General features: G+C 62.5%; 13 protein-coding genes and 1 pseudogene. 11 read left to right on the top strand and 3 right to left on the bottom strand.

Annotated features, from left to right (window positions below; translation table 11 throughout):
* Nucleotides 1–506: 506 nt before the first annotated feature.
* From NVB75_RS10460 to NVB75_RS10435, 6 genes are all read left to right on the top strand, one after another.
* Nucleotides 507–2,174: an AMP-binding protein gene (locus tag NVB75_RS10460; protein ID WP_258347095.1), complete on the top strand. Its 1,668-nt coding sequence runs from the start codon at nucleotides 507–509 to the stop codon at nucleotides 2,172–2,174.
* Nucleotides 2,175–2,205: 31 nt separating this feature from the next.
* Nucleotides 2,206–2,649 carry a hotdog fold thioesterase gene (locus NVB75_RS10455; RefSeq protein WP_076015246.1) on the top strand — a complete coding sequence of 148 codons (444 nt, stop codon included), beginning with the start codon at nucleotides 2,206–2,208 and terminating at the stop codon, nucleotides 2,647–2,649.
* Nucleotides 2,650–2,747: 98 nt separating this feature from the next.
* Nucleotides 2,748–3,557: an alpha/beta fold hydrolase gene (locus NVB75_RS10450; protein ID WP_258347094.1), complete on the top strand. Its 810-nt coding sequence runs from the start codon at nucleotides 2,748–2,750 to the stop codon at nucleotides 3,555–3,557.
* Complete coding sequence (locus NVB75_RS10445; RefSeq protein WP_258347093.1) at nucleotides 3,554–4,408, top strand: alpha/beta hydrolase; 855 nt, start codon at nucleotides 3,554–3,556, stop codon at nucleotides 4,406–4,408. Before NVB75_RS10450 ends, NVB75_RS10445 begins: the two co-directional genes overlap by 4 nt.
* 102 nt (nucleotides 4,409–4,510) lie before the next feature.
* On the top strand, nucleotides 4,511–5,329 hold the full coding sequence (locus NVB75_RS10440; RefSeq protein ID WP_258347092.1) for a DUF4892 domain-containing protein: 819 nt from the start codon (nucleotides 4,511–4,513) through the stop codon (nucleotides 5,327–5,329).
* A gap of 73 nt (nucleotides 5,330–5,402) precedes the next feature.
* The gene (locus NVB75_RS10435) at nucleotides 5,403–6,467 is read left to right on the top strand and encodes an AI-2E family transporter (RefSeq protein ID WP_076015250.1); all 1,065 of its coding nucleotides are present in this window, start codon (nucleotides 5,403–5,405) and stop codon (nucleotides 6,465–6,467) included.
* A 28-nt stretch (nucleotides 6,468–6,495) separates the two neighbouring features.
* Here the strand turns inward: NVB75_RS10435 and NVB75_RS10430 are convergent, their stop codons facing one another.
* Complete coding sequence (locus NVB75_RS10430; protein WP_258347091.1) at nucleotides 6,496–7,533, bottom strand: cell wall metabolism sensor histidine kinase WalK; 1,038 nt, start codon at nucleotides 7,531–7,533, stop codon at nucleotides 6,496–6,498.
* Entirely contained in the window at nucleotides 7,533–8,297 is a 765-nt protein-coding gene (locus NVB75_RS10425; RefSeq protein ID WP_076015347.1) for a response regulator, read from the bottom strand. Before NVB75_RS10425 ends, NVB75_RS10430 begins: the two co-directional genes overlap by 1 nt.
* A gap of 290 nt (nucleotides 8,298–8,587) precedes the next feature.
* Between NVB75_RS10425 and pyrF the strand changes: the two genes are divergently transcribed.
* Nucleotides 8,588–9,286 (top strand): orotidine-5'-phosphate decarboxylase, encoded by a 699-nt coding sequence (gene pyrF / locus NVB75_RS10420; protein WP_258347090.1) that lies wholly within the window; start codon nucleotides 8,588–8,590, stop codon nucleotides 9,284–9,286.
* A 139-nt stretch (nucleotides 9,287–9,425) separates the two neighbouring features.
* Here the strand turns inward: pyrF and NVB75_RS10415 are convergent, their stop codons facing one another.
* Nucleotides 9,426–10,433, bottom strand: coding sequence for an NADP-dependent oxidoreductase (locus NVB75_RS10415; protein WP_258347089.1), 1,008 nt, complete (start codon nucleotides 10,431–10,433; stop codon nucleotides 9,426–9,428).
* Between the two features lie 228 nt (nucleotides 10,434–10,661).
* On the opposite strand from NVB75_RS10415, the gene NVB75_RS10410 reads away from it, so the two are divergent.
* The 4 genes and pseudogenes from NVB75_RS10410 (at nucleotide 10,662) to NVB75_RS33355 (ending at nucleotide 15,133) form a co-directional block, all read left to right on the top strand.
* A complete protein-coding gene (locus NVB75_RS10410; RefSeq protein ID WP_008431261.1) occupies nucleotides 10,662–11,423 on the top strand; it encodes an SDR family oxidoreductase in 762 nt (253 codons plus the stop codon).
* Between the two features lie 202 nt (nucleotides 11,424–11,625).
* Nucleotides 11,626–13,050, top strand: coding sequence for a PLP-dependent aminotransferase family protein (locus NVB75_RS10405; RefSeq protein WP_258347087.1), 1,425 nt, complete (start codon nucleotides 11,626–11,628; stop codon nucleotides 13,048–13,050).
* A 115-nt stretch (nucleotides 13,051–13,165) separates the two neighbouring features.
* Nucleotides 13,166–14,272 (top strand): annotated as a pseudogene (locus NVB75_RS33360) (HAMP domain-containing protein); the annotation flags it as partial.
* Entirely contained in the window at nucleotides 14,252–15,133 is an 882-nt protein-coding gene (locus tag NVB75_RS33355; protein WP_375378940.1) for a methyl-accepting chemotaxis protein, read from the top strand. The pseudogene NVB75_RS33360 and the gene NVB75_RS33355, both read left to right, overlap by 21 nt.
* Nucleotides 15,134–15,164 lie beyond the last annotated feature (31 nt).

Genomic DNA, 15,164 nt, shown 5'->3' with positions numbered 1-15,164 from the left:
TTCTGGATGAACGCGGCGCTCTCAGGTTTTTCGCGAGCAAGCCCGCTCCCACAGAAAAGCAGCTCTGTTTTCGCTCTGGTCTTTGCTTTTGCTTTTAACACTCAAGCCGGCCGGGAGGCCGCTGTGCCCTTGATCTGCTTTTGATTTTGATCTGACTGCCCCAATAAGCCCGAGGCCGAACGCAGGTATTGCGGAGCGGGTAAACCGGCAGGACGCCGGTTTAGCCGCGCCGGGCCATGGATGGCCCGTCGCGGCGGCCCGCGGAGCAATGCCGGAGTGAGGGAACGCCGAGCCCCAGCGAGGCGCCGACAGGCGGGGCAGAGCCCTTTGCTTACTTTGGGGCTTTTCCAAAGTGAGCCGCTGTAAGAGCGGAACCATAAGCGGCCGTTACCTGAATAACGGATATGCCCCCAAACCAGCAGAACTTGCACCCCCCGCGCTCCCATGAAATAGTCAGCCAAGCAAGTGCTTGGTTGGCTACCATCGGAACACAAAGGAGCGCGTCCATGTCTGTCGCTATTCGTTTGCCGCTGCAAGTCTTCTTCGACCGCGAAGCCCGCCACCCACGGCAACGATTCCTGGTTCAGCCCATCAAAGGCGGCGAGGTCCAAACCCTCACCTGGGCCGAAGCCGGCCACCAAGCCCGCTGCGCCGCTCACTGGCTGCGCGCCCGCGACCTGCCCCAGGGCTCCCACATCGCCCTGATCTCGAAAAACTGCGCCCACTGGATCATCGCCGACCTCGCCATCTGGATGGCCGGCCATGTCTCCGTGCCGCTCTACCCCAACCTCACCGCCGACTCCGTCGCCCACGTACTCGAGCACTCCGAAGCGGCGCTGGCGTTCATTGGCAAACTGGACGACTGGCCCGCCATGTCCGCCGGAGTAAAGGCCGACCTGCCCACCATCAGCCTGCCGCTGTGCCCCGAAGGCGAATTCGACTTCACCTGGGCCGACCTGCAAGCCTGCTCACCCATTCAGGACAATCCCGCGCCAGCCGCTTCAGACCTGGCCACCATCATCTACACCTCCGGCACCACCGGCCTGCCCAAGGGCGTGATGCACAGCTTCGGCGCCCTCGCTTTCGCGGCCACTCGCGGCACCGAATTGTTCGGCCTGGGGGAGGGCGATCGCCTGCTGTCCTACCTGCCGCTGTGCCACGTGGCCGAGCGCATGTTTGTGGAAATGGCCTCGATCTACACCGGGCAAACCGTATTTTTCGCCGAGAGCCTCGACACGTTTCTGACAGACCTCAAGCGGGCCAGGCCGACAGCACTGTTCGGCGTACCGCGCATCTGGACCAAATTCCAGATGGGCGTCTACAGCAAAATCCCCGCAAGCCGCCTCGATACCTTGCTGCGCCTGCCGTTCATCGGCAAACGGGTCGGCCACCAAGTGCTCGCCGGGTTGGGTCTGGACGCTGTGCGCGTGGCGCTCTCCGGCGCAGCCCCCGTGCCCGAAGCCCTGTTGGTCTGGTACCGCAGGCTCGGCCTGGATGTGCTGGAGGTCTACGGCATGACCGAAAGCTGCGGCTATTCCCACGTGTGCCGCCCCGGCGAGCAGAAAATCGGCTGGATCGGCCCGCCATGCCCGGACGTTGAAGTGCGCATCGGTGATGACGGCGAAGTCCAGGTGCGCAGCGGCGCGACCATGCTCGGTTATTTCAAGGACCCGGTGAAAACCGCCGAAACCATCACCGCCGACGGCTTCCTGCGCACGGGCGACAAGGGCGAGCAGGGCGCCGATGGCCGACTGCGACTGACTGGACGCCTAAAGGAAATCTTCAAGACCAGTAAAGGCAAATACGTGGCCCCGGCGCCGATTGAAAACCGCCTGGCCGAACATGCGCGTATCGAACAGGTGTGCGTGGTGGGCGATGGCTTGAGCGCGCCCATGGGCCTGTGCGTGTTATCGGTGGTGGGGCTGCAAGATGCCGATGGACAGGGGCGGCAGGCATTGCAGGGCAGCCTCGAGCGCCTGCTGGAAGAGGTCAACCAGACGCTGGATAAACATGAGCGCTTGCGCCAGCTGGTGGTGGTAAAAGACAGTTGGGCGGTGGAAAACGGTTTCCTCACGCCCACCTTGAAGATCAAGCGTAACGTGATTGAAGCCGTCTACGGGCCACAGTTCCTCGACTGGAGCGCGCGCTCCGAAGCCGTGCTGTGGCAGGATTGAGCACTGACATAAAACCAATAAGGACCGATCAATGAGCCTGTGGCGCACCCAACCGAATATCGAACAACTCAATGCAATCCAGAAAAACACCATCGGTGAAGTGCTGGATATCCGCTTCGAAAGCTTTGACGACGAGTCCCTGACCGCCAGCATGGTGATCGACCACCGCACCCATCAACCCTACGGCCTGCTGCACGGCGGCGCGTCGGTGGTACTCGCCGAAACCGTGGGCTCCATGGCCAGTTACCTGTGCATCGACGCCAGCAAGTTCTATTGCGTGGGGCTGGAAATCAATGCCAACCACTTGCGCGGTTTGCGTAGCGGGCGGGTGACGGCGGTGGCCAAGCCGATTCATATCGGGCGCACCACCCACGTGTGGGACATACGCCTGACCAGCGATGAGGGCAAGGCCAGCTGCGTATCGCGCCTGACCATGGCCGTGGTGCCGCTGGGCGAGAACCCGCCGGCCCGATAGGCGTGGCGTGAGTGTCATCATTCCTGGCAGTTACAGTCATTGCCGTGACTGCCCGGTCTGGGGAGAATCAACGCTCTGTTTATGGTGATGGATCAGGTATGTCGCAGCACGTGTTTTTCGCTCACGCCAATGGCTTTCCTTCAGCGACCTACGGCAAATTGTTTGCCGCCCTGGCCCCGGAGTACGCCGTCGCGCATTTGCCGCAGCACGGTCACGATCCCAGGTTTCCGGTGGATGACAACTGGCAGAACCTGGTGGACGAACTGATCCACCACCTTGAGCAACAACCCGAGCCGGTGTGGGGCGTGGGCCATTCGTTGGGTGGCGTGCTGCACTTGCACGCGGCCATGCGTTGCCCGCAGTTGTATCGCGGGGTGGTGATGCTCGATTCCCCGGTGCTGACCCTGGCGGATCGCTGGGTGATCCGCGCGGCCAAGCGCTTCGGTTTTATCGACCGGCTGACCCCGGCGGGTCGTACCCTGGGCCGTCGTGAAGAGTTCGCCGACCTGGCGGCAGCGCGCCAGTACTTCGCCGGCAAGACCCTGTTTCGTGGCTTTGATCCCGACTGTTTTGACGCCTACCTGCAACACGGCCTGGAGCCGGTGGGCGACCGCCTGCGTCTGCGCTTTGATCCGGCCACCGAGATCAGTATCTACCGTGGCGTGCCCCACACCAGCCCCGGCCAGGCCCGGCAACTGAAAGTGCCGCTGGCGGTGGTGCGTGGCCGCCAGAGCCGGGTAGTGATGCGTCACCATGCCAGCGGCGTGGGGCGCATGCCCATGGGCGAAATGCTGACCATGCCCGGCGGCCACATGTTTCCCCTTGAGCGCCCCCAGGACACCGCCGCCTTGATCAAGAACCTGTTTGCCCGCTGGGAAGCTCGCCAGCGCGAGCGCAGTTGCGCATGACTGCGCCTGTCGAAGAAGTCCGCCTGGCGCTGCCGCACATCGAGTTGGCGGCGCATCTGTTCGGCCCCGAGGACGGCCTGCCGGTGATCGCTCTGCATGGTTGGCTGGACAATGCCAACAGCTTCGCGCGCCTAGCGCCGAAACTCCATGGCCTGCGCATCGTCGCGCTGGACATGGCCGGCCATGGTCATTCGGCCCATCGCCCCGTCGGTGCCGGTTACTCCCTGTGGGATTACATCCACGATGTGCTGCAAGTCGCCGAACAACTGGGATGGAAACGTTTTGCATTACTTGGCCACTCCCTCGGCGCCATCGTTTCCCTGGTGTTGGCCGGCGCCTTGCCGGAGCGCGTCACGCACCTGGGATTGATTGATGGCGTGATCCCGCCGACCGGCACCGCAGACAACGCCGCCGAGCGCCTCGGCATGGCGTTGCAAGCGCAATTGAACCTGCAGGACAAGCGCAAACCGGTGTACAGCACCCTCGATCGGGCGGTGGAAGCGCGGATGAAAGGCGTGGTGGCAGTCAGTCGCGAAGCCGCCGAACTGCTGGCCCAGCGCGGCCTTATGCCCGTTCCGGGCGGGTATACCTGGCGCAGCGACAGCCGGCTGACCCTGGCTTCCCCCATGCGTCTGACAGAAGAACAGGCGATGGCTTTCGTCCGTCGAGTCGGCTGTCCGACACAGCTGGTGGTCGCTGAAGACGGCATGCTGGCGAAACATTCCGAATTGCTTTCCGGGCTTCCGTTCCAGGTGACCACCTTGCCCGGTGGCCATCATTTGCACCTGAACGACGAGGCAGGGGCTACCCTTGTTGCAGACTGTTTCAATCGGTTCTTCTCCATGCCTTGACTTGGCGGGGTCAACTGCCGAGGCTGGGCGGATCGAAAGGGAGTCAACCATGAACGATCTCAACACCGCAGCGCACCCCAATGGCCAGGGCGCGCTCATCCGATGAGTATGCCGAAGGGATTTATCCGTATTCTGGGGCTGTGCTGTTTCAGCCCGCTGGCGTTTGCCGCCGACGTACCGGGTAGCCAGGACTTGCCCGCGGTGGCCCGTCAGGTCGACGCGCAGATCGTCGACTACCGCCCTGCCGAAGATAAAGAACGCATCTACCCGCTGGGTTCTATCCGCAAGATCAGCGGCCAGTTGCGCTATGAAGGCCAGGCCACCGCCCGTGGGCTAAACACGGCCATCACCTACGAACTGCCCGCTGAACACACCTCCAGTGCCGCCTTTACCGCCACCCGCGAAGCCTTGCAGGCCCAGGGCGCGCAGTTGCTGTTCTGGTGCCAGGCCCGCGATTGCGGCGAAAGCAGCCTGTGGGCCAATGAAGTCTTTGGCAACGCCAAGCTGGTGGGCGCCGACGGCCAACAGGAATACCTGTTGCTACGCCTGGCAGCACCTCAGGACAACTCCCTGGTCGCGCTGTACGGCATCACCCGGGGTAATCGCCGGGCGTATCTGCATGTAGAGCAACTGGACGCCAGCGCACCGCTGGGCGACTTGCTGCCGACTTCCGCCACCCTGCTGCGGGAGCTGAAAAACACTGGTGAACTGGACCTCCCCAAGCTGGGCGCCGAACCTGACGCCACCTGGCTCACGCTTATTTCCCGTGGATTGAACCTGGATGCCACCCTGCGGGTCAGTTTGACCGGCCCCACCGCCGAAGCATGGCGCCAGGGCCTGATTGATCAGGGCGTACGTGCGGCCCGGCTGGAAACCGGCACCGCCGAGGCGAAGGGTTTGCACCTGCATCTGATACGCTGACCGTTCCAGGGCGAACGGACCCGCGCCGTTCGCCTAAGCTCTTCCTCTTACAGACTTCATTTCGAGAAACCACATGCTCAATAACGATCGCCTGCTGGTGCAGATCCTGCTGCTGGTGTTGTTTGGTGCCAGCTTCTGGGTGATGGCGCCGTTCTGGTCGGCGCTGTTCTGGGGCGCGGTGCTGGCGTTTGCCAGTTGGCCGGTGATGCGCCTGCTCACCCGCTGGCTGGGTGGGCGCGAATCCCTGGCGGCCGGAATCCTCACCCTGGTCTGGATGCTCCTGGTGGCGTTGCCGCTGGTTTGGCTGGGGTTCAACCTGGCTGACCATGTGCGCGACGCCGTTGGCCTGATCAAGGATATTCAGGTGGATGGCTTGCCCGAGGCACCGACCTGGCTCGGCTCCATTCCTTTTGTCGGCGAGCGGTTGGTGGCGATGTGGGACAGCATCGACCAGCAAGGCGCGGCGTTGATGGTCACCCTCAAGCCGTACCTGGGGCAGGTGGGCAACTGGTTACTGGCCCGAAGCGCGCAGATTGGCGGCGGGATTCTGGAGCTGACCCTGAGCCTGGTGTTCGTGTTCTTTTTCTATCGGGACGGGCCGCGCCTGGCGATGTTTGTCCATCGTCTGCTGGAGCGGTTGATCGGCGACCGTGCGGGTTACTACATCGAACTGGTCGCGGGTACGGTGCAGCGGGTGGTCAACGGTGTGATCGGCACCGCTGCCGCCCAAGCCCTGCTGGCGCTGATCGGCTTCTGGATTGCCGGGGTGCCGGGGGCATTGGTGCTGGGCATCGTCACGTTCCTGCTGAGCCTGATTCCCATGGGCCCGCCGCTGATCTGGATCCCGGCCACCGCCTGGCTGGCGTGGAAAGGCGACTACACCTACGCGGTATTCCTGGGCGTGTGGGGCACGTTCATCATCAGCGGCGTGGACAACGTGCTCAAGCCCTACCTGATCAGTCGTGGCGGCAACTTGCCGCTGGTGATCGTGTTGCTGGGGGTGTTTGGCGGGTTGATTGCGTTCGGTTTCATCGGCCTGTTCATCGGTCCGACGCTGCTGGCAGTGGCCTATAGTCTGCTGACGGACTGGAGCGCCAGCCAGGCTCAGGTACGGCGGGACGATAAAGCCGGGCAGTAAAGGTTCATGCAGGGCGTAGGAACCATTCCTACGCCCTCGGCAGCCACATCACGGCCGTCAGACCGCCGCCTGGCGTTTCCTCCAGGCTCAGCCGCCCACCGAGGCGTTCAACCGCTTCCTTGGCAATGGTCATCCCCAAGCCCACGCCGCCGGAGTTTCGATTGCGCGAGCCTTCCAGCCGATAGAACGGCTCAAATACCGCCTCGCGTTTATCCGCCGCAATCCCCAGCCCATGGTCGATCACCTTGACCACCAGCGCCTGGGGGCTGTCCGCCAATTCGATGCGCGCGGTGCCGGCATAGCGCAGGGCGTTGTCGATCAGGTTGTTCAGGCACGAGCGCAGGGCCATCGGTTGCACCTGCAGCGGCGCGCATTCACCACTGCATTGCACGTCGGAGCCGCGGTCCTGGGCGTTTTCACTCAGGGATTCCACCAGCGCCTGCACATCCAGCCAATGCCGGGTTTCGCTGGTGCGTTGTTCGTGCAGGTAGCTCAGGGTGGCGTCGAGCATGCCGATCATGTCGTCCAGGTCCTGGCGCATCTGGCCCTGCAGCTTGGTGTCTTCGATCTGTTCCAGGCGCAGCTTGAGCCGTGACAGCGGCGTGCGCAGGTCGTGGGACACGGCGCCGAGCATCCGCGCACGCTGGGTGACTTGTTCGCGGATGCGCTTTTGCATCAGGTTAAAGGTCGACGCCGCCTGCCGTGCTTCCCGTGGGCCGGACTCGTTCAGCGGCGGGCTGTCGAGGTCCAGGCTCAAGCGTTCGGCTGCGGCGCTCAAGCGCTGGATCGGCCGGCTGAGCAGCTTGGCGCCGTACCAGGCGGCGATGATCAGCGAGATAAACTGGAAGGTCAGCGGCACCACAGGCCCGCCGAACCAGGGACGGCGATGCTCCTTGGGCATTGGCGTCAGGGTGCCATCCGGTTCTTCGATAAAGGTTTCGTGTGGCGGTGGCGGCGGTGGGCCATAGTGGTGAAACCAGAAAAATGCCAGCACGTGGGCCAGCACAATCGCCACCAGCAACACACCGAACAGCCGCCCGAACAGGGTGTTGAAGGCGTTGCGCATCAGCCGATATCCCGCGCGTCGAACAGGTAGCCTTCACCGCGTACGGTCTTGATCAACTGCGGGGCCTTGGGGTCATCCCCGAGTTTTTGGCGCAGGCGTGAGACCAGCAGGTCAATGCTGCGATCAAAGGCTTCGATGGAACGGCCACGGGCCGCGTCCAGCAATTGCTCGCGGCTCAACACTCGGCGCGGGCGCTCGATAAACACCCACAGCAAGCGGAATTCGGCGTTGGACAGCGGCACCACCAGGCCATCGTCGGCCACCAATTGGCGCAGTACGCTGTTGAGGCGCCAGTTGTCGAAGCGGATATTCGCCCGTTGCTCAGTGCGGTCATCCCGCACGCGACGCAGGATGGTCTGGATACGGGCGACCAGTTCGCGGGGCTCGAAGGGCTTGGACATGTAATCGTCGGCCCCCAGTTCCAGGCCGATGATGCGGTCGGTGGGTTCGCAACGGGCAGTGAGCATCAGGATCGGGATGTCCGATTCAGCCCGCAGCCAGCGGCACAGCGACAGGCCATCTTCGCCCGGCAGCATCAGGTCGAGCACCACCACGTCGAAGGTTTCGGCTTGCATGGCCTGGCGCATGGCCGCGCCATCGGTCACGCCGCTGGCGAGGATATTGAAGCGCGCCAGGTAATCGATCAGCAGTTCACGGATCGGCACGTCGTCGTCGACGATCAGCGCGCGGGTGTTCCAGCGCTTGTCTTCACCCACAAGCGAGCCTTTTTGATCGTCATTCAGCGCAGGAGTCAGGGTTTGCATGGTGCGATCATCTACCTGGTGGGCCGCCGGGCCGAAGATCGGCGGCGAGGTTGTTGCGTTCAGCATAGGCGCCCAGCCCCGGGGCTGGAAGTTCTGTACGGTGGTTCACGTGTGCGAGGCTAATCTTCGGGGGTATTGCAGGCATGTCGGGAATGTATCGGTTTCGACACAATTGCCCGGAAGCCCGCAATCTGGCGGCTAAATCGCGAATTACCGATCATCGGATCCCGCAAACGCGCTGCTTGCGCTACAATCCGCGCCGATTTCGACTTGCCTGAGAGCCCATTCCAATGTCCGTCTGCCAGACTCCTATCATCGTCGCCCTGGATTACCCCACCCGTGACGCCGCACTGAAGCTGGCTGACCAGTTGGACCCCAAGCTTTGCAGGGTCAAGGTCGGCAAGGAATTGTTCACCAGTTGTGCGGCAGAAATTGTCGGCACCTTGCGTGACAAAGGCTTCGAGGTGTTCCTCGACCTGAAATTCCACGATATCCCCAATACCACCGCGATGGCGGTCAAGGCCGCCGCCGAGATGGGCGTGTGGATGGTCAACGTGCACTGCTCCGGCGGTTTGCGCATGATGGCCGCGTGCCGTGAAGTGCTCGATCAGCGCACCGGCCCCAAGCCATTGTTGATTGGCGTAACCGTGCTGACCAGCATGGAGCGTGAAGACCTGGCCGGCATCGGCCTGGACATCGAGCCGCAGGAACAAGTGCTGCGCCTTGCCGCCCTGGCGCAAAAGGCCGGCCTGGACGGCCTGGTGTGCTCGGCGCTGGAAGCCCAGGCGTTGAAGACCGCCCACCCGTCGCTGCAACTCGTGACCCCGGGGATTCGCCCGGCGGGCAGCGCCCAGGACGATCAGCGTCGCATCCTGACCCCGCGCCAGGCCCTGGACGCCGGTTCCGATTACCTGGTGATCGGTCGCCCGATCAGCCAGGCGACCGACCCGGCCAAGGCGCTGGCAGCGGTAGTTGCCGAGATCGCCTGATCTACCCGATCTGAAGCGGGCACGGTAAAAAATGTGGGAGCGGGCTTGCTCGCGAAGGCGGGGTGTCAGTCACTGGATTTCTTGACTGATCTACCGCCTTCGCGAGCAAGCCCGCTCCCACATTGGGTTCTGCGGTGTGTCAGCTGACTTTCAGTACCAACTTCCCAAAGTTCTCGCCGTTGAACAGTTTCATCAGCGTTTCCGGGAACGTCTCCAGCCCTTCGACGATATCTTCCTTGCTCTTGAGCTTGCCCTGAGCCATCCAGCCGGCCATTTCCTGCCCGGCAGCGGCAAAGTTCGCCGCGTGGTCCATCACCACAAACCCTTCCATACGCGCACGATTGACCAGCAATGACAGGTAGTTGGCCGGCCCTTTGACGGCTTCCTTATTGTTGTACTGGCTGATGGCGCCGCAGATCACCACGCGGGCTTTCAATGCCAGGCGGCTGAGCACAGCATCGAGAATGTCCCCGCCGACGTTATCGAAATACACGTCCACACCTTTCGGGCACTCGCGCTTGAGGCCGGCGTGTACGTCTTCGTTCTTGTAGTCGATGGCTGCATCAAAACCCAACTCATCCACCAGGAATTTGCATTTGTCGGCCCCGCCGGCGATACCCACCACGCGGCAGCCTTTGATCTTGGCGATCTGCCCGGCAATGCTGCCCACTGCGCCGGCCGCGCCGGAAATCACCACGGTCTCGCCGGCCTTGGGCGCGCCAGTGTCCAGCAGGGCGAAGTAAGCGGTCATGCCGGTCATCCCCAGCGCCGACAGATAACGCGGTAACGGTGCGAGTTTCGGATCGACCTTGTAGAAACCCCGTGGCTCGCCAAGGAAGTAATCCTGCACGCCCAAAGCACCGTTGACGTAGTCCCCCACGGCAAATTTCGGGTTGTTCGAGGCGATGACCTGGCCTACGCCCAAGGCGCGCATGACTTCCCCGATACCTACCGGCGGAATGTAGGATTTGCCCTCGTTCATCCAGCCACGCATGGCCGGGTCCAGGGACAGGTATTCGTTGTGCACCAGCACCTGCCCGTCCTGGGGCGTGCCCACCGGCACTTCCTGGTAGGTGAAGGTGTCCCGCGTGGCAGCGCCGACCGGGCGTTTGGCGAGCAGGAATTGGCGGTTGGTCTGGGCAGTCATGGCACGGACTCTTGAGAAGTGGACCTTGAGTGATAGACCCTTCGGCCCGCACCGGCAAGGTGCGCGGCACCTGCGAATGCCCGTCGATCCACTGCAATGATAATGAAGCCGGTGCCCTTATCACTGCCGCTCATGGTCAGCCAACCGGGCGTTTGATAGTGCTGACGTGCCCATGGCCGCTCTGGCTAGACTGGGGGTCATCGAGCATCCCCATCGAAGGACATCACCATGAGCATGACATTTTCCGGCCAGGTCGCCCTGGTGACCGGCGCGGCCGCGGGCATTGGCCGCGCCACTGCGCTGGCGTTTGCTGCTGAAGGCTTGAAGGTTGTAGTCGCTGACCTGGACGCGGCGGGCGGCGAGGGCACCGTGGCGCTGATTCATCAGGCCGGTGGCGAAGCGGTGTTTGTACGCTGCAATGTCACCCTCGAAGCGGATGTACAGCAGTTGATGCAGCAGACCGTGGCCACCTATGGCCGGCTGGACTATGCGTTCAACAACGCCGGGATCGAGATCGAAAAGGGCAAGTTGGCCGATGGCAGCCTGGATGAGTTCGACGCCATCATGGGGGTCAACGTCAAGGGCGTGTGGCTGTGCATGAAGTATCAACTGCCGTTGCTGCTGGCCCAGGGCGGTGGTGCCATCGTTAACACGGCCTCGGTGGCCGGGCTTGGGGCGGCGCCGAAGATGAGCATCTATGCCGCGTCCAAACACGCGGTGATCGGCCTGACCAAGTCGGCGGCGATCGAGTACGCGAAAAAGAAAATCCGCGTCAACGCGGTGTGCCCGGCGGTGATCGACACCGATATGTTCCGCCGTGCCTATGAGGCCGACCCGCGCAAAGCTGAATTTGCTGCCGCCATGCACCCGGTGGGGCGTATCGGCAAAGTCGAGGAAATCGCCAGCGCGGTGCTTTATCTGTGCAGCGACGGCGCTGCCTTTACCACGGGCCAGGCATTGGCGGTGGACGGTGGTGCGACCGCGATTTAGGAACGGATGCTGATGCCATTCAGAAAAGCGTTGGCGGCGCTGTGAGGCTTTTCTGCAGGTGGCCAGATGCCTTGGCCGAATGTGTATCAGTAGGTAAATAATTCAATTAAATCAATGATTTAATAAATCTTCACCACGGCTGTCATTGGGCTTCTGTGCTTAACTGGTTTGGGTTAAATGACAACAGTTAAGTGAGTGGCTCATGGATTTAGGGATCGATCGACAAGCCCTTGTACCGGTAGTGCAGCAAATCGTCAGCGCGTTGGCCGCCTGGATTCGCGAAAGCGGAGCCAGCCCCGGGACGCGGTTGCCTTCGGTTCGGCAACTGGCCCACGAGAACCTGCTCAGCCAGTCCAGCGTGATCGAGGCGTTTGAGCGGATGGTTGCCCAAGGCGTGCTGGCCTCAAGGCAAGGCGCGGGTTTCTGCGTGGCCCAGCCACCCGCCGAACGTGGCCTTCGCTGCGAAAACCAATGGTATGAGGGCGCCGAGTCCGGGTGGGGCGCCTTTGTCGACAATCAACTGGGTGAACTGAAACTGGGATGCGGCTGGCTGCCGGACACCTGGCGCGAAAGCGACGACATCAGCTACGCGATTCGTGAAGTCACCCGTACCGATACCGCCGCCGTCTTCAATTACAGCACGCCGCTGGGTCTGCCGGCGCTACGGGAACAGTTGCTCAAGCGCCTGTCCCACATTCATGTGGCGGCCCGGGTCGACCATATCCTCATCACCCAAGGTGCGAGCCATGCCCAGGACCTGTTGATCCGCACACTGCTCAAGGCCGGCGACACGGTGGTGGTGGAAAGCCCGGGCTACGGCAACCTCTACCGCCAGCTGGCCTTTCACGGTATCAAGCTGCTGGAGGTGCCGCGCACACGCAGTGGCCCGGACATGCCTGCACTGGAGGCGCTGTTGCACGGGCATCGGCCCAAGTGCCTGTTCATCAACAGCCTGTATCACAACCCCACCGGCACCAGCCTGTCCCAGGCGGTGGCCGAGCGCTTGTTGCAACTGGCTCATTCCCGGGACTTCTTCATCGTGGAGGAAGACGTCTATGGCGACCTGCAACATGCCACCTGCACCCGGCTGTCGGCGTTGCCCCACGAGGACCGGGTGATCTATATCTCGAGTTTTTCCAAGACCCTCAGCAGCGCTTTGCGCGTGGGCTATCTCACGGCCAGCGGGGCGATCATCGCGCAGTTGTCCAAGGTCAAGACCATGACCGGTATCGGCACCTCGCGGTTCGCCGAAGCGGTGGTGGCCACGTTGCTGGCCAATGGTACTTACCGCAAGTGGGTGCAGCGTCTGCGCCGGCGCTTGAGCACAGAAATGGCCGTCACGCTGCAGGTGCTGGAAGACGAGGAGTGGGAGGTGTTTGCGGTGCCTGCGGGAGGCATGTTTGTGTGGGCGCGCCCTGGCGTGGGTGACTGTTCGACGTTGCACGCGCAGGCTCGCCGGCTTGGGGTGTTGCTCTCGCCGGGGGCACTTTTCAGCCCGACGGGCGAACACAGTGACTGGCTGCGCATCAACGTGGCCTATGCTTCTGATCAACGCGCCCTCGCGCTGTTCAAAGCCATGGGACCGGCAGGATCGACCTCTACCATTCTGAAAACGACGAGGATGTAGCTTTTTGCCATTATTGTGGCGCCAAACGCTTGTGTTCAGTGCCCCGGGGTTGCGAATCTCGCTGCATCGAAACCGGGCCTGATGGCATTCGCCATTGCAAGAGGACTCAAGTGCAATGATTTCTGCCGTGCAACGACGTTTTGCCAACCTCGGTATGGCAAAGAAACTGGGCTTGGGCTTCGCCTTGGTGTTGCTGTTGACGGCGCTGGTGGCGGCGATTGGCGTGTGGTCGCTGCAAACCGTCGGTCAGCGCTTTGAGGGCCTTAAAGCCATGTCGGCGCTCAACAGCGGCCTGCTCAAGGTGCGCTTGATCGAGCAGGGCTACGCGCTGCATGCCGACCCCAAGTCCGTGGACGCCTTGCACGAAAGCGTCGACGCATTGGCCGCCCAGGCCACGGTTCTCAAGGGCCAGTCGCCCGCCAACGTCCCGGTGATGACCGACGTGGAGCAGGCGCTGGCGGCCTATCGCAAGGCGTTCGATGAATTTGTCGAGCTGACCCAGACCAAGGACCTGGCCCTGGAAATGGCCAGTTGGTCGGTCTCCAGTGTCGCCAACAACCTCGATGTGTTGCAGGCCGGGCTGGCGGACGACGGGGCCTATGGCCTCAAGGAAAGCCAGGGCAAGGAAGGCGCCGAATTTATCGAGCAGGCGGGGCAGGTCAGCCAGGTCTCGCGCCTGATGCTGCAAGCCATGAACGAAGCGCACGTGCGTCTGGATCAGAGCCGCAAGGGCGATGACGAGAGCACCGAGCAAGGCAAGATCGAGCAGGCCGATCAGGCCCTGGCCCAGGTCGAACAGCTGAAAACCACGGTCAAGGATCCCGGTTATCAAACCGTGCTTAACGAAGTGTCGGGGCATATCGCGGCTTTCAGCGAAAAACTCGGTGAGTACACCGGCCTGCTGGCCCAGGAAAAGGTCGTCTATAAGCAACTGCACGAGCGCGCTGCCGAGGTGGTTACCCGGGTCAATCAGGCCTATGACGCAGAAGACCTGTCGATGCAGGCACAGTTGAAAAAAAGCGCGTTGCTGATCATCGGCTCTTCAGCCCTGGCCTTGCTGGTGGGGCTGATTGCCGCGTGGATCATCACCCGGTTAATCGTAGCCCCGCTGCGCAGCGTGATTGCAGTGGCCCAGCAGATTGCCGCCGGTGATCTCAGTGGCCGCATGGACGTCAGCCGTCGGGACGAAATGGGCCAGTTGATGCTGGCGATGCAGCAGATGAGCAGTGGCCTGAGCAATATGGTCAGCGGCTTGCAGGCCGGTATCGAGCAACTCGCCAGCTCGGCCCATTCGCTGTCCAGCGTGACTGAGCAGACCAATGTCGAGGTCAGCAGCCAGAAGGAGGAGACCGAGCAGGTCGCCACGGCGATGAACCAGATGACTGCCACCGTGCACGACGTGGCGCGTAACGCCGAACAAGCGGCCCAGGCTGCGCAGACGGCGGATGACAAGGTCGACAGCGGCCAGCAGGTGGTGCGCCAGAGCTTGCAGCGCATCGAATTGCTGGCCAGTTCTGCGACCTCTGCCAGTACCAGCATCGAAAGCCTGAGTGCGGAAATCCAGCATATCGGCACCGTACTTGAGGTAATCAAAAGCGTGGCCGAACAAACCAACTTGCTCGCCCTGAATGCGGCCATCGAAGCGGCCCGGGCGGGCGAGCAGGGCCGTGGTTTTGCAGTGGTGGCCGATGAGGTTCGGGCACTGGCCAAGCGTACCCAGCAATCGACCGAGGAGATCGAGCGACTGGTGAGCACCTTGCGCAGCGCAGCACAATCTTCGGTGCAGCAGATCAAGCAGAGTGGGGAACTGGTGAAGCTGGCGGTCAGTGACGCCCTTGAAACTGAAAGTGCCTTGGGCAGCATTGCGGCGGCGGTGTCGCTGATCCAGCAAATGAACCAGCAGATTGCCGCGGCGGCCGAAGAGCAGAGTTCGGTGGCCGAGGAAATCAACCGCAGCGTCACCAGCATCCGTGCCAGTGCCGATCAGTCGGCGTTGAGCATGCAGGGCAACGCCGCGTCGAGCATCGAGCTGGCGCAGTTGGGTACGGAACTTAAGGGGATGGTCGGGCACTTCCGCCTTTGATCACCGCAGGCCTGCGGCGATCAAAGGGCAG

The sequence above is a fragment of the Pseudomonas sp. CBS genome (assembly GCF_024734645.1).
GTDB lineage: Bacteria > Pseudomonadota > Gammaproteobacteria > Pseudomonadales > Pseudomonadaceae > Aquipseudomonas.
Note: the sequence above shows the minus strand (reverse complement) of the source record. Positions and strands in the feature narration are given on the sequence as shown.